General features: G+C 68.6%; 21 protein-coding genes. 9 read left to right on the top strand and 12 right to left on the bottom strand.

Translation table 11 applies throughout. The features are described from left to right. Nucleotides 1-25: 25 nt before the first annotated feature. The 6 genes from BBX35_RS19820 to mdoH all read right to left on the bottom strand — a co-directional run bounded on the left by BBX35_RS19820 (nucleotide 26) and on the right by mdoH (nucleotide 6,233). Complete coding sequence (locus BBX35_RS19820; protein WP_067223784.1) at nucleotides 26-214, bottom strand: helix-turn-helix transcriptional regulator; 189 nt, start codon at nucleotides 212-214, stop codon at nucleotides 26-28. Beyond that, a complete protein-coding gene (locus BBX35_RS19815; protein WP_067223781.1) occupies nucleotides 211-606 on the bottom strand; it encodes a hypothetical protein in 396 nt (131 codons plus the stop codon). Before BBX35_RS19815 ends, BBX35_RS19820 begins: the two co-directional genes overlap by 4 nt. 96 nt (nucleotides 607-702) lie before the next feature. After that, on the bottom strand, nucleotides 703-2,334 hold the full coding sequence (locus tag BBX35_RS19810) for a thiamine pyrophosphate-binding protein (protein ID WP_067223779.1): 1,632 nt from the start codon (nucleotides 2,332-2,334) through the stop codon (nucleotides 703-705). Between the two features lie 17 nt (nucleotides 2,335-2,351). After that, entirely contained in the window at nucleotides 2,352-3,644 is a 1,293-nt protein-coding gene (locus BBX35_RS19805; RefSeq protein ID WP_067223777.1) for a CaiB/BaiF CoA transferase family protein, read from the bottom strand. A 45-nt stretch (nucleotides 3,645-3,689) separates the two neighbouring features. Then, the gene (locus BBX35_RS19800) at nucleotides 3,690-4,184 is read right to left on the bottom strand and encodes a hypothetical protein (RefSeq protein ID WP_067223775.1); all 495 of its coding nucleotides are present in this window, start codon (nucleotides 4,182-4,184) and stop codon (nucleotides 3,690-3,692) included. 156 nt (nucleotides 4,185-4,340) lie between these two features. Then, entirely contained in the window at nucleotides 4,341-6,233 is a 1,893-nt protein-coding gene (gene mdoH, locus BBX35_RS19795) for a glucans biosynthesis glucosyltransferase MdoH (protein WP_083206457.1), read from the bottom strand. A gap of 189 nt (nucleotides 6,234-6,422) precedes the next feature. Here mdoH and BBX35_RS19790 point away from each other — a divergent pair, with 189 nt between their 5' ends. The 4 genes from BBX35_RS19790 (at nucleotide 6,423) to BBX35_RS19775 (ending at nucleotide 9,764) form a co-directional block, all read left to right on the top strand. Next, the gene (locus BBX35_RS19790; protein ID WP_228189363.1) at nucleotides 6,423-7,352 is read left to right on the top strand and encodes a zinc-dependent alcohol dehydrogenase; all 930 of its coding nucleotides are present in this window, start codon (nucleotides 6,423-6,425) and stop codon (nucleotides 7,350-7,352) included. Nucleotides 7,353-7,483: 131 nt separating this feature from the next. Next, nucleotides 7,484-7,882: a 6-pyruvoyl trahydropterin synthase family protein gene (locus BBX35_RS19785; protein WP_067223769.1), complete on the top strand. Its 399-nt coding sequence runs from the start codon at nucleotides 7,484-7,486 to the stop codon at nucleotides 7,880-7,882. Then, entirely contained in the window at nucleotides 7,882-8,952 is a 1,071-nt protein-coding gene (locus BBX35_RS19780) for a glycosyltransferase family 4 protein (RefSeq protein ID WP_067223766.1), read from the top strand. Before BBX35_RS19785 ends, BBX35_RS19780 begins: the two co-directional genes overlap by 1 nt. Further along, nucleotides 8,949-9,764 carry a hypothetical protein gene (locus tag BBX35_RS19775; protein ID WP_067223763.1) on the top strand — a complete coding sequence of 272 codons (816 nt, stop codon included), beginning with the start codon at nucleotides 8,949-8,951 and terminating at the stop codon, nucleotides 9,762-9,764. The genes BBX35_RS19780 and BBX35_RS19775 overlap by 4 nt, the downstream gene beginning before the upstream one ends. A 14-nt stretch (nucleotides 9,765-9,778) precedes the next feature. Here BBX35_RS19775 and BBX35_RS19770 read toward each other — a convergent pair whose 3' ends face one another. Both BBX35_RS19770 and pcaF read right to left on the bottom strand, forming a co-directional pair. Beyond that, on the bottom strand, nucleotides 9,779-10,069 hold the full coding sequence (locus BBX35_RS19770; protein ID WP_067223761.1) for a PilZ domain-containing protein: 291 nt from the start codon (nucleotides 10,067-10,069) through the stop codon (nucleotides 9,779-9,781). A gap of 141 nt (nucleotides 10,070-10,210) precedes the next feature. Beyond that, complete coding sequence (gene pcaF / locus BBX35_RS19765) at nucleotides 10,211-11,416, bottom strand: 3-oxoadipyl-CoA thiolase (protein ID WP_067223758.1); 1,206 nt, start codon at nucleotides 11,414-11,416, stop codon at nucleotides 10,211-10,213. Nucleotides 11,417-11,798: 382 nt separating this feature from the next. On the opposite strand from pcaF, the gene BBX35_RS19760 reads away from it, so the two are divergent. Genes BBX35_RS19760 through BBX35_RS19740 form a run of 5 tightly spaced genes read left to right on the top strand, consistent with a single transcriptional unit; the run spans nucleotide 11,799 to nucleotide 17,690 of the window. Further along, nucleotides 11,799-12,056: an acyl carrier protein gene (locus tag BBX35_RS19760; RefSeq protein ID WP_083206456.1), complete on the top strand. Its 258-nt coding sequence runs from the start codon at nucleotides 11,799-11,801 to the stop codon at nucleotides 12,054-12,056. Then, a complete protein-coding gene (locus BBX35_RS19755) occupies nucleotides 12,056-13,237 on the top strand; it encodes an acyl-CoA dehydrogenase family protein (protein ID WP_067223756.1) in 1,182 nt (393 codons plus the stop codon). Before BBX35_RS19760 ends, BBX35_RS19755 begins: the two co-directional genes overlap by 1 nt. 13 nt (nucleotides 13,238-13,250) lie before the next feature. Then, the gene (locus tag BBX35_RS19750) at nucleotides 13,251-14,162 is read left to right on the top strand and encodes an amino acid--[acyl-carrier-protein] ligase (protein WP_067223754.1); all 912 of its coding nucleotides are present in this window, start codon (nucleotides 13,251-13,253) and stop codon (nucleotides 14,160-14,162) included. 2 nt (nucleotides 14,163-14,164) lie between these two features. Then, a complete protein-coding gene (locus BBX35_RS19745) occupies nucleotides 14,165-15,172 on the top strand; it encodes a DUF1839 family protein (protein ID WP_067224061.1) in 1,008 nt (335 codons plus the stop codon). A gap of 40 nt (nucleotides 15,173-15,212) precedes the next feature. Then, nucleotides 15,213-17,690, top strand: a complete 2,478-nt coding sequence (locus tag BBX35_RS19740) for a glycoside hydrolase family 2 protein (RefSeq protein ID WP_067223751.1) — start codon at nucleotides 15,213-15,215, stop codon at nucleotides 17,688-17,690. Here the strand turns inward: BBX35_RS19740 and BBX35_RS19735 are convergent. From BBX35_RS19735 to BBX35_RS19720, 4 genes are read right to left on the bottom strand one after another with little or no spacing between them, the layout of a single operon-like run. Next, the gene (locus BBX35_RS19735; RefSeq protein WP_067223748.1) at nucleotides 17,675-19,477 is read right to left on the bottom strand and encodes a serine aminopeptidase domain-containing protein; all 1,803 of its coding nucleotides are present in this window, start codon (nucleotides 19,475-19,477) and stop codon (nucleotides 17,675-17,677) included. The two genes, BBX35_RS19740 and BBX35_RS19735, sit on opposite strands and share 16 nt — an antisense overlap. Then, nucleotides 19,474-20,526, bottom strand: a complete 1,053-nt coding sequence (locus BBX35_RS19730) for a glycoside hydrolase family 5 protein (protein ID WP_067223745.1) — start codon at nucleotides 20,524-20,526, stop codon at nucleotides 19,474-19,476. The genes BBX35_RS19735 and BBX35_RS19730 overlap by 4 nt, the downstream gene beginning before the upstream one ends. Beyond that, nucleotides 20,513-21,901: a lipopolysaccharide biosynthesis protein gene (locus tag BBX35_RS19725; protein WP_067223744.1), complete on the bottom strand. Its 1,389-nt coding sequence runs from the start codon at nucleotides 21,899-21,901 to the stop codon at nucleotides 20,513-20,515. The genes BBX35_RS19730 and BBX35_RS19725 overlap by 14 nt, the downstream gene beginning before the upstream one ends. Beyond that, nucleotides 21,898-23,091: a glycosyltransferase gene (locus tag BBX35_RS19720; RefSeq protein WP_279626394.1), complete on the bottom strand. Its 1,194-nt coding sequence runs from the start codon at nucleotides 23,089-23,091 to the stop codon at nucleotides 21,898-21,900. Before BBX35_RS19720 ends, BBX35_RS19725 begins: the two co-directional genes overlap by 4 nt. Between the last annotated feature and the right edge of the window lie 164 nt (nucleotides 23,092-23,255).

Genomic DNA, 23,255 nt, shown 5'->3' with positions numbered 1-23,255 from the left:
CGGTCCCTGACACCGGGGGCAGGCATCAGGGCTGGAAGACATCCTCGATGGCGACGCCGAACAGGCGGGCGATGCGGAAGGCGAGCGGCAGGCTGGGGTCGTAACGGCCGCGCTCCAGGGCGTTCACCGTCTGGCGCGAGACATCCAGCTGCTCGGCAAGGTCCGCCTGGGACCATTTGCGCGCGGCCCGCAGCTCCTGAATGCAGTTCTTCATCGATAGCGCCACTGGGCAAGGACGGTCCCGGCCGCCCAGAAGCCGCACATCAGCGGCAGGACCACGAAGAGCGACACTTTCGGAAACCCGACATTCTCGAGGAACCCGTAGCTGAAGGTCGCAAGCGCCGTCGCGGCGACGGACATGGAGAGAGCCTCGAGCTGGATGGCCCGATGCATCTCGTCCATGCCGCGGATGAGCCGGACGATACAAAAGCACAAGGCGATGACGGGAATGACCGGACTGAGCGATACGGCAAGCTCGGCTGCCCGTCCCTCGACACCATGCGCGAGCAGGCGCAGCGAAACGACCAGAACGATCACATAGGCGGCAAAGGCCACGAAACAGGGGATCGCGCGGCGAAGAGTGAGAGACGCGGTTCGCTTGTTCATGACGGCTCCTTTTGTAAAGTACACTTTACATTTGTCGCCGCACCCAGGAATGTCAAGCACGCTTTACATTTTCAAGGCCACCTCTCCTGGAACGGTTCAGAACTTGCCGTCATAGGCGCGCCGGCCGATGCGGCAGGCGAGCAAGGTGTAGGTGTCGCGGGAGAGCGCCGCGGCCGCCTCGCGGGCGAGCGTTTCGGCATCGTCCACCCACACGCCGTGGCCGCCGAGCGCACGGGCAAGGGCCGGAAAGTCCGTGCCGGCAAAGTCGACGCCGACATTGGGGCGCTGGCTGGCGCGCTGCTTCAGCTCGATGAGGGCAAGGCTCTCGTCGACCAGAACGCAGACGAGGACCGGCAGGCCGAGGTCGCGCAAGGTCGCGAGCTCGCCGAGCCCCATTTCCAGCCCCGCATCGCCGACGAAGACCACGACCGGACGCTCCGGCTCGGCGATGGCATGGCCGATGCCGAGCGGCAGGGCGCAGGCCATGGTGCACAGGGCCGAGGACTGCAGCATGGCGCGCGGAAAGCCGGCGCGCCAGATCTGCGAAACGAGGATGCGATGGGCGCCGCTGTCGGCGGTCGCGACCGTCTCGGCCGGCAAGACATTCCGCAGGGTATGGAAGACGGCAGCCGGGCCCCAGCCAGAGGGCTCGGGCGCGAACTGGGCGGCAAGCGCTGCGCGTGCGGCCGCGATCTCCCCGCCCGGCCAGGTGGCACGCGGAGCAAGCCCCTCACCCAAGGCGGCAAGGGCCGGCGCAACCCCGCAGGGCAGGAGATGGCGGACGGCATGCATGCCGTGCCGGCGCGGGCTGGCAGCGATTTCCACCACCGGCGCATCGGCCGGCCAGGGGTTTCGCCAGTTGATGCGCATCTCGATCGGATCGTAGCCGAGAAGCAGGATGCAGTCGGAGGCCGCCAGCAGCGGCAACAGGTGCGCGTCGGCACGCGGCGACAGGCCGGCACCGCCCAGCGCCAGCGGATCGGCCTCCTCGAGCAGGCCCTTGGCCTTGTAGCTGGTGACGAGCGGCACGTTATGCGCCCGGCAGAAAGCGGCGACGGCCGCGCCCGCATCCTCGTTAACCGCGTCGACGCCGGCGATGGCGATGGGACGCTCGGCGCCTGCAAGCAGCGCGCGCGCCGCCTCCAGCGCGGGACCCGTGGGCAAGAGATCGCGCGGCGAAACGCGCGGCGGGAGAGGATATAGCGCCTCCTCGCAGGCGCCTTCCGCGATGCCGATGGGTACATCGACATGGACGGGACCGGGCTGGCCCTCCAGCGCGGTGAGGATCGCCTTGTCCATCATCGCCCCGAGCGCGCCGGGGGCGGCGCGGAAGCTCGCCTTGACCACCGGGCGCAGCAGGGCACCATGGTCGAAGACCTGATGGGTGTAGGTTTCCGCCTCGCGGGCATCGACGCAGCCGGTCAGGAAGACGAGCGGCACCCGGTCCTGCAACGCGTTGGCGACCACGTTGACCGCGTTGGCAACGCCAGGCCCGAGGGTGGCGAGCAGGACGGCGGGCGCCTCGCGCCCGGCCCGGGCCTGCGCATGCCAGACGCCCTCGCCCATGAAGCCGCCGGCATTCTCGTGCTTGACCAGCTGGAAGGCGATGCCCGCCTCCTCCAGCGCGCCCATCAGCGCCAGAACCTCGCCGCCCGGCATGCCGAAGGCATGGGTGCAGCCGGCCTGCCGCAGCTTTGCGGCGATGAAATCCGCTCCCGTCCCGCTCATTCCGTCTCCGCCAGCACTCATTCCGTCTCCGCGAGAACGATGGCGCCGCTCTCCGCGAGCGCCCGGATGCCATTGTCGTCCTCTCCGAGCCATTCCGCCAGCGCCTCGCCGCCGCCCTCGCCAAGTCGCGGCGGGGCGCGGCGATAGGTGACGGGCGTGCGCGAGAGCTTCAGCGGGTTGCCGATCAGCGCGACGCGTCCGTCGGGGCCGAGCGGGTGCTCCATCTCGATGCGCATGCCGCGGTGGACGGCCTGCGGATCGGCGAAGACCTCGCCGACATCGTTGATCGGGCCGCAGGGCACGCCGACCGCCTCCAGCGCGGCGATCCAGTCGGCCCGGTCGCGGGTTACCGTCAGCCGCTCGACCTCCGGCTCCAGCTCCAGCCGGTTGCGCACCCGGTCGGCATTGCAGGCAAAGCGCGGGTCGCGGGCAAGCTCCGGCCGGCCTGCCACCTCGCAGAAGCGGGCGAATTGCGCATCGTTGCCGACGGCGAGGATGAAGGATCCGTCGCGGGCCGGATAGGCGTTGTAGGGCACGATGGTGGGATGGGCATTGCCCCGGCGCGGCGGCACATTGCCGTCGGTGAGACAGGCGACGCCCTGGTTGATCAGCCAGGCGACCTGGGTGTCGAACAGGGCGATGTCGAGATGCTGGCCCTCGCCGGTGGCGCTGCGGTGATGCAGCGCGGCGAGGATGGCGTTGGAGGCATACATGCCGCACATCACGTCGGCGATGCCGACGCCGGCCTTGGTCGGCTCGCCGCCCTCCGCATCCGGCCGGCCGGTGAGCGACATCAGCCCGCCCATGCCCTGGATGAGAAAGTCGTAGCCGGCCCGGTGCGCATAGGGGCCGCCCTGGCCGAAACCGGAGATCGAGCAATAGACGAGGCCGGGATTTTCCGCCGACAGCGCCTCGTAGCCGAGGCCCCGGCGAGCAAGGTCGCCAACCTTGAAATTCTCCACCAGCACATCGGCGCAGCGCGCCAGCCGGCGCACCAGGGCAATGCCCTCCTCGCTCGACAGGTCGACGGCGAGCGAACGCTTGTTGCGGTTGGAGGAGAGGTAATAGGCGCTTTCGCGGGTTTCGTTGCCGTCCGCATCGCGCAGGAAGGGCGGTCCCCAGCCGCGGGTGTCGTCGCCGCTGCCGGGCCGCTCGATCTTGACCACGTCGGCCCCGAGATCGCCGAGCAGCTGGGTGGCGGTGGGGCCGGCGAGGATGCGCGACAGGTCGAGCACCTTCACCCCGGCGAGCGGTCCCCTGCCGCCCGGACGAGGTGCGGCAGGAGCGGAAGCGGTATCGGAGGACGTCATTTCACCTCGTGACGAATGGCGAGTGAGCGGAACGGGCGCGGCGCCTCATGCCCCCATCCGCCAGCGCACCACGATCCCGACGACCAGCCCGAACAGGAGGTGACCGATGAGCGAAGCCCAGGTCAGGGTGATGAAGTTCAGGAAAGGCGGCAGGCCGGCGAACAGATGCGCCATGATGTAGAGCGCGAAGACCCACAGTCCAACACCATAGCCCAGCGCCACGACGGGCCAGGGCAGGAACGGCAGGAAGCGGTCGGCGATGGGCTTGGCGATGAAGAGATAGCCGAGCGGATAGAACACCACGCCGACGACGAGGTGGATCGCCTCGGCAAGGGCGAAGTTGCTGAAGCCGAAGACCGACTGGACGAGGGCCGCGGGCTGCAGCGGGCCGCCGACCCAAAGCGGCGTGATGACGCGCGCCCAGAACTCCCAGGTGCCGTCGGCAAGCACGCCGGCAATGAGCGCGGTGACGAAGGTGGAGAGGGCGAGCGGCGGAAAGAGGCGGGACGCGGTGGTGGCCGGAGCGGCGTGAGATTGCATGGCATCTGTCTCCCGAGGCCGGGCGATGCACCCGGCAGCGAGGACAAGGTGACGCAAAGGCGCGATCCGCTCAAATCAACCGCCTGCGACGGAACGGGCACGGCGGATCACCGCGGCGCGAGGCCGCAGTGATCCGCCGGGACCGGAGAGCCAGGCTCAGCCGTCGACGCGGGCGAGGTCCGCCGCCATGCCGCCACGCGCCCCGCCGAAGGGAACGCCGAGCGAGGCGTGGGCGGGAAGACGCAGCGGCAGCAGGCAGTCCGGCGGCGTCACCTCTTCCGGCAGGCGCCACAGATGCGAGGCGAGCGCCAGACGGCCGGCGGTCTCGCCCGAGGTCAGGCGTGCCAGCGGCACCGCGATCATCGGGCCGAGAATGACCGGCAGCAGCGGCCAGATCAGATCCGGCGTGACCGTGAACGCGAAGGTGAAGCCGGCCAGACCGAACAGGGTCTGCGGCCACAGCTTGGACGCGCACAGGCCGAGCGGCAGGGTGCGGTTGTCGCGGATCTGGGCGCCCCAGCCGATGGCCTTGCCGAAGGGCAGGCCGGCGACGAAGAGCGTGACGGCGACGGCGACGATCGGCGCCATCAGCATCGAGAAGATCAGCTCGACGAACCAGCTCGCCGTCACCCGCAGGCCGCCGCCGAAGGCGGTGCGCAGCTTCCGGTCGGCCAGAATGTCGAGGAAGGTCGAGATCTTCGGCGCGAAGATCATCGTCATGACGATGAGGAACAGCGCGAAGCCGGCCGTCAGGTCGAAGCGGATCAGCTCGCTGCTGCCGAAGGCGACCAGCGCCGCGCCGGTTGCCATGAAGGTCAGCCAGGCGGGAGCAGAGACGAACATCAGGATCGCCAGAACCAGCTGGATGCGGCTGACCGGCTTGAGATCCGGCAGGCCGAGCAGCTTGATGTACTGGAGATTGCCCTGGCACCAGCGCAGCTCGCGGCGGATGAACTCCAGCATGTTGGGCGGGTTCTCCTCGAAGCTCTCGCTTTCGACGGGAAGCACGCGCACCTCGTAGCCGGCACGGCGCATCAGGACCGCCTCGACCTGGTCATGGCTCAGGACCCAGCCCGAGAGCGGGCCCTTGCCCGGCAGCTTGGGCAGGTGGCACTGCTCGGCGAACGGCGCGACGCGCAGGATCGCGTTGTGGCCCCAGTAGGGACCGCAATCGCCCTGCCACCAGGCGCTGCCCAGCGTGTAGGAGCGCATGCCGAGACGCATGCCGAACTGGAAGATGCGGGCGAAGGCGCTGGTGGTCGGCATGCCGACGACGAGCGTCTGCAGGATGCCGACGCGCGGGTTGGCATCCATGCGCGCGACCATATCGAGCATGGTCTTGGCCGACATGAAGCTGTCGGCGTCGAGCACGATCGCATAGTCGTGGGCAGCGCCCCAGCGGTCGAGGAAGTCGCGGATGTTGCCGGCCTTGAAGCCGGGGTTCTCGGACCGGCGGCGGTAGAGCACCGGCAGGCGGCCCTCCCAGCGGGCTGCGAGCTCGGCAAAGGCGCGCTCCTCGCGGCCGGCGATCTCGTCGACATTGGTGTCGCTGAGAACATAGAGGGTGAAGCCGGAGGACCGACCGGAGCGCACGAGATCGGCGACCATCGCATCGAGCGAGGCGGCGACCTCCTCGACATCCTCGTTGCGGATGCAGGAGAGGATCGCGGTCGACGAGGTGCTGTCGCGGGTGACGTCGCCTGGGCGCAGGGTCGAGACGGCAGCGAGCGGATCACGCGACAGGCGCATGACCGACAGGCCGATCACCGCATTCCAGAAGCCGATTGCCGTCCACGGCAAGGTCAGCAGGAAGCAGCCGATCATCAGCCACTCGGCCCAGGTGATGCCGCCGTCGCCGGAAAAGGCGAGGCCCATCAGCGCGGTCAGACCGGCCATGGTGGCAAGCACGAGGGTGGCGAAAACGGCGCGCCGGCGCGCGAGCCTTGCGGCATCGGCGGGCGCGGCCTGGTGAAGGTCCGGGGACGGCGCAATGACGCCGTTGCCGGAGGAATCCGGTGTGAGGTAAGTCGGCAACCTGCTCTGGAACATGAAACACAACCTCGTAAACAGATGGTCGGCGATAGCGGATGCCCAGCCCCGTCTGTTGCGCTATACGTTGCCCCGGACTAAGGAGGATTTGTGACGCAGCGCAGCATGCCGAATAAATTTTCTTGCAACGCACAAGCACTCTGGACCACGGGTCCGGAAACGCTGGAACTGCGCCTGCAGGAAGTACGGATGCCGGCTGACGGCGAGGTGCTGGTGCGCGCTCTGTGGAGCGGCGTCAGCCTCGGAACCGAGCGGCTGGTGTTCACCGGAGCGGTGCCGGAAAGCGAATGGCAGCGCATGCGCGCGCCGTTCCAGGAGGGGGATTTCCCCTTCCCGGTCAAATATGGCTACGCCTGTGTCGGCGAAATCGTCGAGGGCGATCCGGCGCGAACCGGCGAAACCGTTTTCGTTCTGCATCCTCATCAAACTCGCTTCGCCGTTTCCGGTTCCGCCGCCGTAAAGATTCCTGACGGCGTGCCCGCGCTGCGGGCGATCCTGGCGGCCAATATGGAGACCGCGCTCAACGGGTTATGGGACGGCGGCGCCTCACCGGGAGATCACGTTGCCGTGGTCGGCGGCGGGGTCGTCGGGCTGCTGGTCGCCTATCTGGCCGCCCGCCTGCCGGGCACGAAGGTGACGGTCGTCGACACGGATCCGGCGAAGGAACGCCACGCCCGCGCCCTCGGCGCGGCCTTCGCCCTGCCGGGCGATGCCCCGCTCGACCAGGACCTCGTCTTCCACACCTCGGGCCACCCGTCCGGCCTCGACACCGCGCTTTCCCTGGCCGGACGCGAGGCGAAGGTGGTCGAGATGAGCTGGTACGGCGCCAAGCCGGTGACCGCGCATCTGGGCGGCGGCTTCCACAGCCGGCGGTTGACGCTGCGTTCGAGCCAGGTCGGCAGCCTGCCGCCCGACCGGCAGGCCCGCTGGACCTATCGCCGGCGCATGGAGACGGCCCTGTCACTTCTGTGTGACCCGGCGCTCGATACGCTGATTTCGCCGCCGATCTCCATCGAGGAGGCGCCAGCGCGACTGCCGGAGATCTTCGCCGGCCGGGTGCCGGTGCTGGCGCAGCCGATCCGCCACGGGGCGGAAAACGACGTGAAAAACAACGGCTGACCGACGGCCGCGCCCTCAAGTCGGCGCAATTTGACGTCACATGCGCGCCGCACCGACCCGGATGCGGCCGCCTTGCGTATCGTCATCAGGCCAGAAGCTGTCCGCCCGGTTCCAACAGGAGATCCCGACACATGCATGCCGTCGAAGTCCGCGACCACATCATGATCGCCCATTCGTTCAAGGGCGACGTCTTCGGCCCCGCGCAGCAGCTGCACGGCGCCACCTTCGTCGTCGACGCCGCGTTCTTCTCGCAGGAGCTCGACGAGAACGGCATCGTCATCGACATCGGCCGCGCGCACGAAGTGCTCAAGGAGACGCTGACGCCGCTGAACTACCGCAATCTCGACGATGTGCCGGAGTTCAAGGGCAAGAACACGACGACCGAGTTCCTGAGCCGCCACATCTTCGACGCGCTGGCGAAGGCCGCGCGCGAGAACCGTCTCGGCCGTCCGGGCAGCGAGCTCGCCTCGATCCGGGTAACGCTGCACGAGTCCCATGCCGCACGGGCCTGGTACGAAGGCAAGATCTGATGACAGCCGCAGCCCGGCTCACCTTTCTGTATCCGGGCCGGCTGGAGACGCCGACCGGCGGCTATGTCTACGACCGCGAGCTGCTCGCAGCCCTGGCAGCCATCGGCGTCGAGGCAACCGCGCTGACGCTCGGCGAGGGCTACCCTGCGCCCTCGCCGGCCACGCTCAAAGCCGGCGAGCGCCTGCTCGCCGGCCTTGCCGATGGCGAGACGGTGATGATCGACGGGCTGGCCTTCGGCGTGATGGACGCCATCGCCGCGCCGCATGCCCAGCGGCTGCGCCTGATCGCCCTCGTCCACCATCCGCTGGCCCATGAGAGCGGCGTGCCCGCGGACCGGGCGGCGGAGCTGCATGCCAGCGAGCGCCGCGCGCTGGCGCTGGCCCGCCATGTGGTGACGACGAGCCCGGCCACTGCCGCTGCCGTCATCGCCGAATTCGGTGTCGCGAGCAATCGCGTGAGCGTGCTGGAGCCGGGCCTTGTCCTGCCTCCGCTACCCTCTCGGATCCGCCGACAACCGGGCGATCCGTTCCGACTGCTGTGCGTCGGCTCGCTGGTGCCGCGCAAGGATCATCCGACGCTGCTGGCAGCCCTTGCCGGCCTTGGCGACACGCGGATCACCGTCGATATCGCCGGCAGCGCCGAACTCGACCCCGCCCACGCGAGCCGGGTGCGCGCGGAGATCGACTGCCTCGACCTCGCCTCCCAGGTGCGCCTGCACGGCGCCCTGCCGAAGGAGGCGCTGGACGCGCTCTACGCCGAGGCGGATGCGTTTGCCTTGACCACGCTCTACGAGGGCTACGGCATGGCTTTCGTCGAGGCGATGGCGCACGGACTTCCCGTCATCGCGACGGGCGCCGGCGCGGTGCGCGACACCGTCCCTGGCGCGGCCGGCATCCTGTGCGAGGCCGGCGATGCGGCTGCCGTCGGTTCGGCGATCCGGCAGCTGGCGGATGATCCGCGGCGCACCGAAACCATGGCACAGGCGGCGCGCGCCCATGCGCAGAGCCTGCCGGGCTGGCAGGACCAGGCCCGGCGGCTCGCCGCCCTGATTGCGGAGATTGCAAGATGAGCGGCTTTTCCGGCGACTGGCTTTCCGCGCGCGAACCGGCGGACCTGCGAGCCCGCAATGCGGAGGTGCGCGAGGCCTTTCTCGGCCATCTCGAGACCCGTGCGCGCAAGAAGGGCGACGCGCTGGTGATCCTCGACCTTGGCGCGGGCACGGGCGCGACGATGCGCGCGCTGCATCCGCACCTGCGCTTTCCCACCAGCTGGCGCCTTGCCGAGCATGATCCGGCACTGATGGCGCTGGCCGCAGAGATGGCGGAGCGCGACGGGCTGGCGGCGGAGATCGTCGCGGCGGATCTTGCGCCCGGGCTCTCTGCCGGGCTGCTGGACGGCATCGATGCGGTGACCACCTCCGCCTTTCTCGACCTCGTCTCGGCCGGATGGATCGACGGGTTGGCCGAGACGCTCGCCGGGCGCGGGCTGCCGTTCCTCGCCATGCTGACCTATGACGGACGGCAGTCGCTGGAACCGGCCCATCCCTTCGACGAAACGGTGCGCGCGGCGATGCGGTCGCATCAGGGCACCGACAAGGGCTTCGGCCCGGCGCTCGGACCCGATGCCCATGCGCATGCCCTCGCCTCGTTCCGCAAGGCGGGGCTGCAGGTCACGGACGGGGCCGCCGACTGGGAAGCCTTGCCGGCCGAGACCGCGTTCCAGTCGATGCTGGTGGAAGGCTGGGCGCAGGCCGCACGCGAGACCGGTGCGGACGGTGATGAAGTCGCGGCCTGGCTGACGCTTCGGCTGGAACAGATCCGCGCGGGCGAACTGGTGACGCGGGTCGGCCATTTCGACCTCGCCGCGCTGCCCGCCAGCTAGGAACCAGCCAGGGGTCAGGTCAGGTTCTTCAGCCAGGTGAGGGGTTCGGAAAACTCCACCCCCATCTGGTTGTCCTCCTGCCAGATGACCTTGACCGGGGTCCGGATATTCTCGGGAAGGAAGACGAGGTCGACGGCCTCGCTGCGGGTCAGCGGCGTTTCCAGCTTCAGCCGGGCGCCATGGGGCGAGAGATTGACGATCCGGCAATCGATGCCGAAACCGCCCTTGCCCTGCAGCACCAGTCGTCCCTGCTTGAGCGTTCTCACCCGGCTGCTGCGCCGCGGATCGTCCTCGCCCTCTTCCATATCCGATCTCCATATTCCGGCCGCGGCGAAAGGCGCCGCGGTCTGCCCCGTGTCCGGAATCACCTCCCGGTTGTCCGCTTCCGGACCACCGAACGTCAAGAGATCGCGGGAAGATTTTCCCGATTGCCTGGCGCCTGTCCGTCAGGCCCTCTCGATCGCGCAGGCGATGCCCTGGCCGACGCCGATGCACATGGTGGCGAGGGCCCGGGTCTTGCCCTGTCCGGCCAGCTCCAGCGCCGCCGTGCCGACGATGCGCGCACCCGACATGCCGAGCGGATGGCCGAGCGCAATGGCGCCGCCATTCGGGTTGACATGCGCCGCGTCGTCCGCGAGCCCGAGCTCGCGCATCACCGCCAGGCCCTGCGCCGCAAAGGCCTCGTTCAGCTCGACGATGTCGAAGTCGCCGATGGACAGGCCGAGCAGCGCCATCAGCTTGCGGGTCGCCGGCACCGGACCGATGCCCATGACGCGCGGCGGCACGCCGGCCGTGGCACCGCCGACGATGCGGGCGATCGGCGTCAGGCCATAGGCCTTCACCGCCTCTTCGGAGGCGATCAACAGTGCGGCCGCGCCATCATTGACGCCCGACGCGTTGCCGGCGGTCACCGAACCGCCCTGGCGGAACGGCGTCGGCAGCTTGGCGAGCTTTTCGGCCGTGGTGCCGGCGCGCGGATGCTCGTCGCGGTCGACGACGATGGGATCGCCTTTGCGCTGGGGAATGGTCACGGGAACGATCTCGCGGGCGAGACGGCCGTTCTCCTGGGCCGCGACGGCGCGGTCCTGCGAGCGGGCGGCGAAGGCGTCCTGGTCGGCGCGCGCGACCTTGTAATCCTCGGCGACGTTTTCCGCCGTTTCCGGCATGGAATCGATGCCGTATTGCGCCTTCATCAGCGGATTGACGAAGCGCCAGCCGATGGTGGTGTCGTGGATCTCGGCATGGCGGGAAAAGGCGCTGTCGGCCTTCGGCAGAACGAAGGGTGCGCGGGACATGCTTTCCACGCCGCCGGCGATCATCAGCTCGGCCTCGCCGGTGCGGATGGCGCGCGCGGCCATGATCACCGCATCCATGCCCGAACCGCACAGGCGGTTGACCGTGGTGCCGGGCACCTCCACCGGCAAGCCGGCCAGCAGCGCGGCCATGCGCGCGACGTTGCGGTTGTCCTCGCCCGCCTGGTTGGCGCAGCCGTAGATCACGTCGTCGACGCGCGCCCAGTCCACGCCGCCGTTGCGCTCGACCAGCGCGCGGATCGGCACGGCACCGAGATCGTCGGCCCGGACCGAAGACAGCGCACCGCCGAAGCGGCCGATCGGCGTGCGGACATAATCGACGATATAGGCATTGCGCATCAGAACCTCCCTGGTCCGGCCGGACCGTTATTGCCGGCGTCTTTTTCCCCGCCGCACAGGCGGGCGTCAACGCCCATCGCCGGCATTTAATAATTGATCGACCGGACGGTCAATTAAAACGAATACCGGTGGAAGCTCTCGACAGACAGGGGATCAGGGCTCGTGTTGCGGGAGCAATCCGGCGAAAATGTCCTGCAATCCCGCATAGCCGGGGCGGGACCTTTGCGCGGCGGACGAAATTCCACATTAACCTTAATCAATTTAGAGAATCCTTCTGTATTCGCATTTAGATATTTTCAATGCGGGTGTGCGACAACACGGCCAACGCCAGAATTTCAGGCACAACAATTCATCAGGCTGCGGAATCTACAGGAGCATGACAATGCCGATCATCGAAGACGTGCGAAAGATCATCGCCAGCCACGGCAAGCTTCCGGTGGATGTCGCCACGCTGGCCGACGATGCGGATCTTTATGCCGCGGGCCTGTCGTCCTTCGCTTCGGTCCAGCTGATGCTGGCCCTGGAGGAGCGGTTCGACATCGAGTTCCCCGAGACCATGCTCAACCGCAAGACCTTCTCCAGCATCGGCGCGATCTCTTCGGCAGTGGCCGAACTGGCGCCGGGCGAGCAGGTGGCGTGATGACCGTGCTCGGCTCCGCGACGGCGATGACGCTTTGCGAGCGCATGCGCCGGGTGGCAGCGATCGCCGCCACCCATGCGGACGCGGTCGACACCGCGGCGCGCTTCCCGCGCGAGGCGGTCGACGCGATGCGCCAGGAGCGTCTGCTCGGCTGCCAGATCCCGGTGGAACTGGGCGGCGACGGCGCATCGGTCGCGGAGATTTCCGAGCTTTGCACCATTCTCGGGCAGGCCTGCTCGGCCGCCGCGATGGTCTTCGCCATGCACCAGATCAAGGTCTCCAGCCTCGTCAGCCATGGCGAGGGCGACGACTGGCACCGCGGTTTCATGGCCCGCGTCGCGGGCGAGCAGCTGCTGCTGGCCTCGGCGACCACCGAAGGGGGCATCGGCGGCAACCTGCGCAACTCGATCTGCGCGATCGAGGTGGACGGCGACACCTGCCGGCTGCAGAAGGACGCCACCGTCATTTCCTACGGCACGGAAGCCGACGCCATCCTCATCACCTCGCGCGCGCACCCGGCCGCCGCCTCCAGCGACCAGGTGATGACCGTCTTCCTGAAGGACCAGTACACGCTCGAGCGCACCCATGTGTGGGACACGCTGGGCATGCGCGGCACCTGCTCCGACGGCTTCCTGTTCAAGGGCGAGGCGCCGGCGAAGCAGATCCTGCCCCGGCCCTTCGCCGAGATCGCAGCTCAGTCGATGCTCGCCCATTCGCACATCCTGTGGAGTGCGGTGTGGTACGGCATCGCCGCCGATGCCTTCGTCAAGGCGCAGGCCTTCGTGCGCGCGGCGGCCCGCCGCAGCCCCGACCAGGTGCCGCCCGGAGCGCTGCGCGTCGCCGAGGCTTCGGCCCTGCTGCAGGGCGTCAAGGCCAGCATCGTGGCGGCCATCGAGAAATACGACGCGGCACGGCTGGACGAGGACAAGCTCTCGGCTATGAGCTTTGCCGTCGCGATGAACAACCTCAAGATCGCCAGCTCGCAGACGATCCTGTCGATTATCAATCACTGCATGCTGATCTGCGGCATCCTCGCCTACAAGAACGGCACGCCCTTCAGCCTCGGCCGGCACCTGCGCGATGCGCATTCGGCCCAGCTGATGATTTCCAACGACCGCATCCTCGGCAACACGTCGACCATGCTGCTCGTGCACAAGCAGGACACCAGCCTCTATGGCTGATCGGGAGGGAACCATGGATATGCAGAGCTCGCTGCTCGACCGGCTGCTCGACGCCGGCCTGCTGATCGACACCGGCATCGACGGCCTGTACGGCCGCAGCGGCACGTTCGAAGACGTGATCGCGCGCTTCGAGAAGCTGATCGACGCCCATGCGCCGGCGGACGCGCGCCCGGAGGTGATCCGCTTCCCGCCGGGCATGAACCGCAAGCATTTCGAAGGTTCGGGCTACATGAAGAGCTTCCCGCAGCTGGCCGGCACGGTGCACAGCTTCTGCGGCTGCGAGCTCGATCACATGAACCTGCTGCAGTGCATCGCCGAGGGCGGCGACTGGACGGAAGGGCAGAAGGCCACCGACGTGGTGCTGACGCCGGCCGCCTGCTACCCGCTCTATCCGGTGGTGGCCAAGCGCGGACCGCTGCCGGCGGGCGGCGGGCTGTTCGACCTGCAGTCCTACTGCTTCCGCCACGAGCCGTCCAAGGACCCGGCGCGCATGCAGCTGTTCCGCATGCGCGAGTTCGTGCGCATGGGCACGCCGGACCAGGTGATGGAATTCCGCGAGGACTGGATGGAGCGCGGGCAGAAGCTGATCGCCGCCGTTGGTCTCGATGTCGAGCTGGACACGGCGAACGATCCGTTCTTCGGCCGCGCCGGCAAGATGATGGGCAACAGCCAGCGCGAGCAGAAGCTGAAGTTCGAGCTGCTGATCCCGGTGACCTCGTCGGCCAACAAGACCGCCTGCCTCAGCTTCAATTACCACCAGGACCATTTCGGCACGACCTGGGGCCTGACGACCGCCGACGGCGAGACCGCCCACACGGCCTGCGTCGGCTTCGGCCTGGAGCGGATCACGCTGGCGCTGTTCGCCCGCCACGGGCTGGACACGGCCGACTGGCCGGCGGACGTGCGCAAGGCGCTGTGGGGCTGACCATGCCCGCGTTCGACAGGCTCGCCGCCCTCCGGGCCGACGGCTACCGGCCGCATCCCCTGCACGACGCAGGCCGGATGTGGCCGGAGACCAACTGCTATGTCGACCTGTGGATCGAGGTGCTGCATGCGCTCGGCCTGCCGGTGGAGGCGATGCTCGGCTTCACCGTGACGCAGGATTTCGAGGGCGACCAGTTCACCTTCTTCAAGGTGCCGCTGGAGGATCTTGAAACCCTGTACGGCATCCGCGCCACGGAACTGGCGGTCTTCGAGCCGGTCGAGCAGCATGTGGCGACGCAGATCGCCCGCGGCCGGCTGTGCCTCGTCGAGGTGGACAGCTATTTCCTGCCCGACACGCAGGGCGTCAGCTACCGCATCGAGCACGGCAAGACGACGGTCGCGATCACCGCGCTGGACCAGGACGCCAAGCGGCTGCGCTACTTCCACAATGCCGGCTTCTTCGAACTGGAGGGCGAGGATTTCGACGGGGTATTCCAGCGCGGCGCGCATGCGCAGCCCCTGCCCTTCCTGCCCTATACCGAATTCGCGAAATTCCCCGAGACGGCGCCCGACGCTTCCCCGGCCGGCAATCCGCGCGAGATCGCGTGGAAGCTGCTCGCCGGACATCTGGCGCGGCGGCCGAAGGACAATCCCTTCGCCGCCTATGCATCCGGCTTTGCGGCCGAGATCGAGGCGCTGTCGGAGCGGCCCTTCGAGGCCTTCCACAAATACGCGTTCAACACTCTGCGCCAAGCAGGCGCCAATTTCGAGCTGGCAGCAAGCCATCTCGACTGGCTTGCCGAGGACGACAGCCTTGCGGCGGAGGCGCAGGCTGCGCGCGCGATCTCCGAATGCTGCAAGACGCTACAGTTTCAGCTGGCGCGAGCGCTGGCACGCAAGCGTTTCGCCGGTCTCGGCGAGGCCTTGACGCCTGCGGCCACGGCCTGGGATACGCTGATGGCGGGGCTGGAAGAGAAACTCCCCGCACGCCTGCGCATGCTCGCCGCGTGACGCGCACACGGTGCGGCCAGACCCGATATCGGGGAGCCAGATGATCGACCTTGCCACCCTCCCCGAGGCCGCAAACCGTCTTGCCGGCGCCGACTGGCAGCTCTGCGTCACGCCGGCCGATGCCTGGACGACACCCGCGGACCTGAACGCCGAGGCAGACTGGGTGCCGGCCGAGGTGCCGGGAACGGCAGCGGCCGCGCTGGAGGCGGCCGGCCGCTTCTCTCGCGAGGCGCCGACGCCGCTGCACGACAAGGACGTCTGGTATCGCTGCCGGATCGCGCCGAGCAAGCCCGGCACGCATGTCTTGCGCTGCGACGGGCTGGCGACGGTCTGCGAAGCGTGGATCGGCGATGCGCCGCTGCTGACCTCCGACAGCATGTATCAGCCGCTTCAGGTCGAGCTCGACCTCGAGGAGCCGGCGGAGCTCGTGTTCTGCTTTCGCGCGCTGACGCCGTACTTTGCCCGCAAGGGACCGCGCGCCCGCTGGCGCACGCGCCTTGCCGACGAACCGGGCCTGAGGATGGTCCGCACCACGCTGCTCGGCCACATGCCGGGCTGGTGCCCGAACGTGCATGCGGTCGGCCCCTGGCGAGGAGTGACGCTCACCGCTCGCTCCGATGTGCTGCTGCAAGACCTTTCCGTCCGCACCGCTCTTAGCGAGGACGGCACCGGACGGCTGACCGTTTCGCTGCGACCCGGCGACGGGCTTGCGCCAGGCGCACGCATCGCTTGTGCCGGCATCGAGGCGCCGCTGGCAGAGCAGGCCGATGGCAAGCTTGCCGCGACGCTCGACCTTCCCGGCATCGCCCCCTGGTGGCCGCATACCCACGGCGCGCCCGCCCTGCACGACGTCCGGCTGGCCTGCGAGGGGCGCGAGGTGCTGCTGGCCCGCACCGGCTTCCGGCGGATCGAGGTGGACCGGGGTCCGGACGGCAACGGGTTCGGCCTCATCGTCAACGGCGTGCCGGTGTTCTGCCGCGGCGCGGTGTGGACCAGCGCCGACGTCTGCGCCCTGCCCGGCACCGTTGATGCCTATCGCCCGTGGCTGGAGCTGGCGCGCGAGGCGCACATGAACATGCTGCGCATCGGCGGAACGATGGCGCCGGAAAGCCCCGCCTTCTTCGAGCTGTGCGACGAGCTCGGCATTCTCGTGTGGCAGGACCTGCCCTTCGCCAATTTCGACTATCCGGCGAGCGACCCGGACTTCGCGGCGAAAGTCGCCCGGGAAACCTCGGACCTGCTGGGTAGCACAAGCGCCTCGCCATCGCTCGCGGTCGTCTGCGGCGGCAGCGAAATGCACCAGCAGGGCGCGATGATGGGCCTGCCCGAGGAACGCTGGCGCGGAGCCTTGACCGAGGAGATCCTGCCGGGCGCGGCGGCAAGCGCGCGGCCCGACGTGCCCTATGTGCCGAACTCGCCGAGCGGCGGGGCCATGCCCTTTTCGCCCAATGCAGGCATTGCCCATTACTACGGCGTCGGCGCCTATCGCCGGCCGCTGGAGGATGCAAGGCGGGCGAATGTCCGCTTTGCCGGCGAATGCCTCGCCTTTTCCAACGTGGCGGAGCCCGGTGCCGTCTCCGAAACCGCGCCGTGCCATCACCCGGACTGGAAGCGCGGCGTGCCGCGCGACCGGGATGTCGGCTGGGACTTCGAGGATGTGCGCGACCACTATGTGCGCGAGCTCTACGGCACCGATCCGCTCGACCTGCGCTACGGCGATCCGGCTTCCTATCTCGACCAGGGCCGGGCGGCCGTGGCCGAGGTGATGGAGACAACCTTCGCGGAATGGCGGCGCAAGGGATCGGGCTGCGGCGGCGCGCTTGTGTGGACCTTCCAGGACCTGATTCCGGGCGCCGGCTGGGGCGTGGTCGGCAGCGACGGCACGCCGAAATCCGCCTGGCACGGGTTGCGCCGGGCGTTTGCGCCGCTGCGCCTGACGGTGACCGACGAAGGCACCAACGGGCTGGATATCCACCTGCAGAACGATACGCCCGTCGCGCGGGCGCTGCGGATCGAGATCGCGTGCTTGCGCGAAGGGCAGATGCCGGTGGCGAGCGGCGCGAAGGTGATGGAGATGCCCGCCCATGGCAGCGAAAGCCTGCCGGCAACGGAGCTGATCGGCGCCTTTTTCGACACGACCTATGCCTTCCGCTTCGGCCCGCCCTCGCATGACTGCGTGCATGTGCGGGTGCTCGATCCCGAAACGGGTGCGGTGCTGGATGAGGCCTTTCATTTTCCGCTCGGGCGCAAGGCGTCGGCGCGCGGGGCGAAGATCGTCGCCGAGACGGTGCCACTGCCGGACGGAAGCTGGTGCCTGCAGCTTTCAAGCGACCGGATCGCGCAGAGCGTATCGATCCGCGACGAGGCGTTTCTGCCGCTCGACAACTGGTTCCACCTGGCGCCGGGGCATGTGAAGACAGTGACGCTGCGCCGGAGGCCGGGTGCGGCCGCCGATGCCAGGCCGCAGGGCGTCGTACTGCCGCTCGGCGGGCAGCCGGTACCTTACGCGGCGGGCTGAGCGCCCGGCGCTTCGCTCGAGGTTTCGGCGAGGGCCGCGCCGATCACCTGCTCGCGCAGCGCGAGACGAGCAGCCTCGGGCGTGAGGTTGTGGTCGGCATCGGGGATCATGACGACGTCGACATTCGGATAGGCGGCAAGGCGCTTCCAGCCTTCGCCGAAGAACGTGTCGAGCTGCGCCAGGCCCGGGTCGCCCTCGCTGAAGACCAGGACGATGGCAACGCCGCGCAGCGCCAGCGCCGCCAGATTGGCGTGCACCTGACGATAGAGCCGCGAGAACGGCGCCAGGCCGAAGAGCCAGGGCGCAAGACGCCGCTCGCCCTGCCGCCAGGCCCGCACCGCAAGGCTGCGCAGGATGCCGAACGGGTCGGACTTGCCCGCCAGAACCCGCTTCCACTTGCTGGGGTCAAACAGCTTGCGGCCGTATTCGCTCGCCGAGCTGTGGCCGAAGCGGAGCACCTCGGCAACGTCGTCGCGCGGATCCCACAGGAAGCGCTGAAGATTGACCGCGACCACATGGGCAATGCGCGTGTCGGCAAGCGCCCCGTTGAGCGCGAGATAGGCGCCGCCGCAATTGCCCGTGACCACGACGCGGCTGCCGCCGCCCATCGCCTCGCAGAGATCGATGGCGGAGGAGAGCTGCGCCGGCAGGCCCGCATGATAGTGGACCACCTCCGGCCCGTCGGGGAGTGGCCGGCTGTCGCCGATATCGGCAATGTCGAAGCGGAAGGAGGCGATGCCCGCTGCAGCAAGTGCGCGCGCAAGCTCCACGCCGCCGCGCGCCCAGCCAGCGCGCGGATTGCCGCCGGCATTGAGCAGGATCACCGGAAGCGCCTGCGGATCGGGCCGAGACGGCGCACACCAGACGCCGGCCATCGCATCCTGCGGGCCGAAGAGGCAGAGGGTTTCCGCAAAAGCGGGACCGGCGAGCCGGGCGGCAGGCAGCACTGCCGCACCATCGGCGGCAGCGGTGGCGACAGCAGCGGTGGCGGCACCAGCCTGCGGCAACAGGCGCTGCACCCAGGACAGGATGCGGGCGAAATCCGCCTCCGGCACGAGAGAGCCGGTCGGGTCGGTCATCAGTTCGTCGTAGCCGGCCATGATGCCGGCTTCCCCCCCGGTGGCGGCGGCAAGCACCTCGCACAAGGTCCCTTCCGCGGCGCGCCCCTCGCGCGCCAGTGCCAGCACCGGACAGGCGGGCATGTGATCGAGCACGGTCAGGTCGAGCGCGCGCAGCTCGGCAGCTAGCGCTTCGGACATCGGCAGGCCGGCGATGCGCAGCGCTTCGCCGGGCCCGGGCGCAGGCGCCGAGCCGGTGACTTCGCCGATCATCACGGCGCGGGCCTGCAACTCCCGCAGCCAGACGCGCCCCTTTGCCGGGGGCGCCAGCAGCACGAGGCCGGCCACGGTGTCGGGATGGGCGACCGCATGGCGCAGGCACAGGGCCGCACCGAGACCAAGGCCGACCAGCACGACGCGGGTGGCGCGGGTGCCGCGCAGCAGGGTCTCGCAGGCAGCGGCCAGCGCGGCGTCGAACGGGGCGAGCCCGCCAATATCGGCACCGGCGGCGAGTGCATCGCCCGAGCCGGGCTGGTCGTAGCGCAGCACCGGGCAGCCCAGCGCCGACAGGCGGTCGGACAAGACCCGCAGGGCACGGCGGGCGCATTGCGCCTCGTAGCCCCAGGGCTCGCAGATCACCACGCCGACATCGCCGCCGGCCAGATCCAGCAGGCCGACCGTCCCGGCGAAGGCCACCGGAATGCGCGCAGAGAGGGCCGGCCCTGTCATCGACGGCGCAGCGCCTCGCACGAGCGCTCCTCCGGTGTCTTGCGGGCGATGAACGGCTCGATCGCCACCATCTGCGGCCGGTCGAGGCCGTCTTCCAGCGGCTGGACCGAGAGCGGGTAGTCGCCCCACCAATCGCCGGCGGCCCAGATCGTCCAGCCGGTCCAGATGTCGGGGCGCGAGTTCAGCAGGCTGACGACACGGGCAAGGCCGCGGTAGCAATCCGGGCGGGCATGGCCGCCGAACTCGCCGAGGAAAGCGCGGTTGCCGGTTTCCTCCATCCAGGCGGTAACCCGCTCCAGCCCGGCAATCGCCTCGTCCACCTTGTTGCAGGCGGTCTTGGTGCCGGAATAGTCGTCGTCGAGATACTGGTGGATGTCGAAACCGTAGTGGTTCATCGGGTCGACCACGCCGCGCATCACCTCGGCGTTGGAGCCGCCTTCCTGATCCGCGTACCAGTGCACGGCGGCCGTCCAGATCGTGCCGGGCACGAGAAGGAAGTTGTCCGCGCCGGCCTTGCGCACTTCGGCGATGGCCGCATTCGCCGCCGGCAACCACTGCTGCGCCGTCACGAAGGCGGGCTCGTTCATGATCAGGTAAATGATGTCGTCGCGCCCGGCGAAGAGCGGCGCGAGCCGGCGCCAGAAGTCGGCGAAGGCCTCGATGGGCACATCCTCGCTGCCGATGTTCTTCTGGTAGTACATGGCGAAATTGCTCGGATCGAGCACCACCGTCATGCCGAGGCCGGTGGCGGTGGCGACCGTTTCCTGCAAGCGCTTGAGCTCGACCTGGTCGAACTCGGCGAACTGCTTCTTCTGCAGCCGCTCCCAGCGGAACGGCAGGCGGATGACGTTCATGCCCTTGGAGCGCAGATAGCGCAGGGTCTCGGCCGAGGGGTAGATGTAGTGGCGGCCGAACTCGCCGGGCAGGACCTCGCCGAACTCGGCGCCGGCCGCATTGGCCCCGCGCAGGCACTCGGCCGCGGCAGCCGGCGAAGACGCCAGCAGCAGCGAGGCGACCACGCCGCCGGCGATGACCCTACGACCGGCCATTGTCGCCTGCCTCCAGCGCCCGATCGCGCATCTGTGCTGCCTGCGCCCGTCTGGCGCGCCACCGCAACATGAGGAAGGAGGTTGCGGCATTGTCGACCTTCCACTGGCGCAGGACCCAGCGCCGCGAGATCAGATGCAGCGTCACCAGCTCGATCACGCCCGCCATGGCAACGCCTTCCGGCCCGAACTGGCTGGCCAGCACGAAGAGCAGGCCGAGATAGACGACGAAGACCACGCTGCGCGCCTTGAGCAGATAGGCCTCGCCGCCGCCGATCATCATCAGCCAGGTGCCGGGCCCGAAGAAGGCATGGGCGATCGCCCCGATCGACAGCAGCACCAGCACCGGGAAATGCTCGACGAAGGACGGGTCGAAGAGATGCAGCACGAAGGGGCCGATCACGAACAGCACCACGCCGCCGATGAGGGCGAGGGCGAAGCTGCCGGCCGACAGCATGGAGACGAGCTTTTGCGCGCCTTCATGATCCCGCTCCTGGAAGCGGGCCGAGATCAGCGGCACGCCGACCGTGTCGATCGCCAGCACCGGCAGAATCAACAGGGAGGCGATGCGGGTGGCGACGAAATAGAAGGCCGCCACGTCGAGGCCGATGGCGATGCCGATCAGGATGGTCTCGAAGTAGAGCGCTGCGGAGGAAAAGAACCCGTTGGCTGTAAAGGTCAGCGTCTCGCGCCGCCATTCGCGCGAGGGCACCTCGGCGCGGGCAGTGGGGGCATGCAGGAAGCCGAGCCCTTCATGGGCAACGAAACGGACGAACTGGTAGCCGACCATCAGCGCGAGCAGGCCGGTGACGATCTCGATGGCGACCGCACCCGTCTGCAGCAGGCCGGCCCAGGCCAGCAGGCCCAGAGCCGCACAGGACAGAAGGCGCCAGAGGTTTTCGCGCGGCACGAGGGCCAGCACGATCCGCGCATGCACGATGAAGTAGCTCTGCATGTATTCGCTGAGCGTGAAGATCGCGCCGAACAGCAAGGCGATGGGCAGGTGGTCGTACGGATAGGGAATCCGGTCGGACAACAGCCAGATCACAAGAGCGGCGAGCAGCTGGCCGCCGCAGCCGATGCCCAGCCACAGAGCGTTGTAATAGAGGAGCGACTGGTTGGTTTCCCCCCGCGCATGGGTCGCCAGACGGAAGTGCTTCACCAGCAGGACCTGCTGGCCGAACACCGCGATCAGGCCCAGCGAGGAGCCGACCGAAAAGAGGAAGATGTAGAGGCCGTACTCGTTCGTATCGAGCACATGGCTGGCGACGAACAGCAGGGCGAAGCTCAGCACCGTGCTGCTGCCCCGGCTGACCAGGGACCAGAAGATCTTCTGAAAGCCCTTGCCGGCGGCGATCGCGCGGATCCGCTCGATCATGAAGCCACCTGCTCCCGCACACCGCCGGCGCGCGCTGCCGCATGTTCCACTGCAGTCTCCAGAAACTGGGTATAGGCCGCCGCGATCTGCGGCCGGTAGTAAGGCTCGGCGGAGGCGAGCGCTCCTTGCGAAAGTCGTTCGAACAAGGCGCCGTCGCCAGCGACCTGCTCGATCAGCCCGGCAAGCGATGCAGCATCGCCGGCCGGGAACACGAAGCCGTTATGGTTCGGAATGACGGTTTCGGCAATGCCGCCAAGGTCGGAGCCGAGCACCGGCACCCCGTGGGCGAAAGCCTCGATGGCGACACGGCCGAACGCCTCGCGCCCGATGGACGGGAAAACGAGAAGATCGATCTGAGGAAAGAAGGCCGCCGGGTCCGTCCAGCCGAGAAACCTGGTCCTGTCCGGTGGAAAGCCCTGCGTCAGTGCGCTCGCGTCGCTGCCGTCCGGCGAGGTGCCGGCGACGACATACTCCACCGGGCAGTCGGGTGCGATCTGCGCCGCCGCGGCGGCCAGCACCTGCAGTCCCTTGAAAGGGGTGTGGACGCTGATGAAGCCGACGCGCAGCGGCCGGTCCTGCGGAAAGTGCCGCGCGGTCGCGCCGGGCACCGGATCGATGGCGCCGGGAATGCGCCGCGACACCGCGTTGGGGAAGTAGCCGGCGGAAACATGTCGCTCGATGACCTCGCGGCTTTCGCCGCACAGCCCGTCGACATAGCGGGTGAAGTGCCGCTTGCCGAGCGAAGTGAGCCAGCAACTGGTGCACTGGCCGTCGCAATTGCGCCCGTCGGCCTTCTGCATGACGCCGCGCCAGCACATGAGGAAGGCGCTGCGCAGCGTATGCGCCACCGGCACGCCGAGCGAGCGGGCTGCCGCCCAGGAGGCGACGTTGATGTTCTCGATGCTGTCGGTCAGCAGGACATCGGGGCGGAAATCCGCAATCTCGCGGCGCATGGCCGTAAAGGCGCGCGGATTGCCGTTTTCCAGCAGGTGCCAGGCGATCTTCTTCCAGGTCGGGCGGGGCCGGCGGTAGTTCCAGTAGACGTTGGGCGGGCGAATGCGCCGGACCTCGAACCCGTCGGCCTGCTCCAGCGCCTCTTCGTCCGCCACATTGACGACGCGCAGCACATGTCCCTCGCCCGCAAGCATGCGGGCCAGCATCAGGGCTGAAATGGGCCCTCCGCCGTCCATGAAAGGGGGAAAGGCGGCGCAAGCCATCAATATTCGCATCGGCCTGGGCGTTTCCGTGGGTCTGGTATCTGCCGGTGTCAACTCACCACCTGACTAGCCGAAACATGTTAATCGGCCGTGTTCGCGGCAATTTCGCCCGTCTTCCGGAGGGGTTTCCGGCCATT

The sequence above is a fragment of the Stappia indica genome, assembly GCF_001696535.1.
GTDB lineage: Bacteria > Pseudomonadota > Alphaproteobacteria > Rhizobiales > Stappiaceae > Stappia > Stappia indica.
Note: the sequence above shows the minus strand (reverse complement) of the source record. Positions and strands in the feature narration are given on the sequence as shown.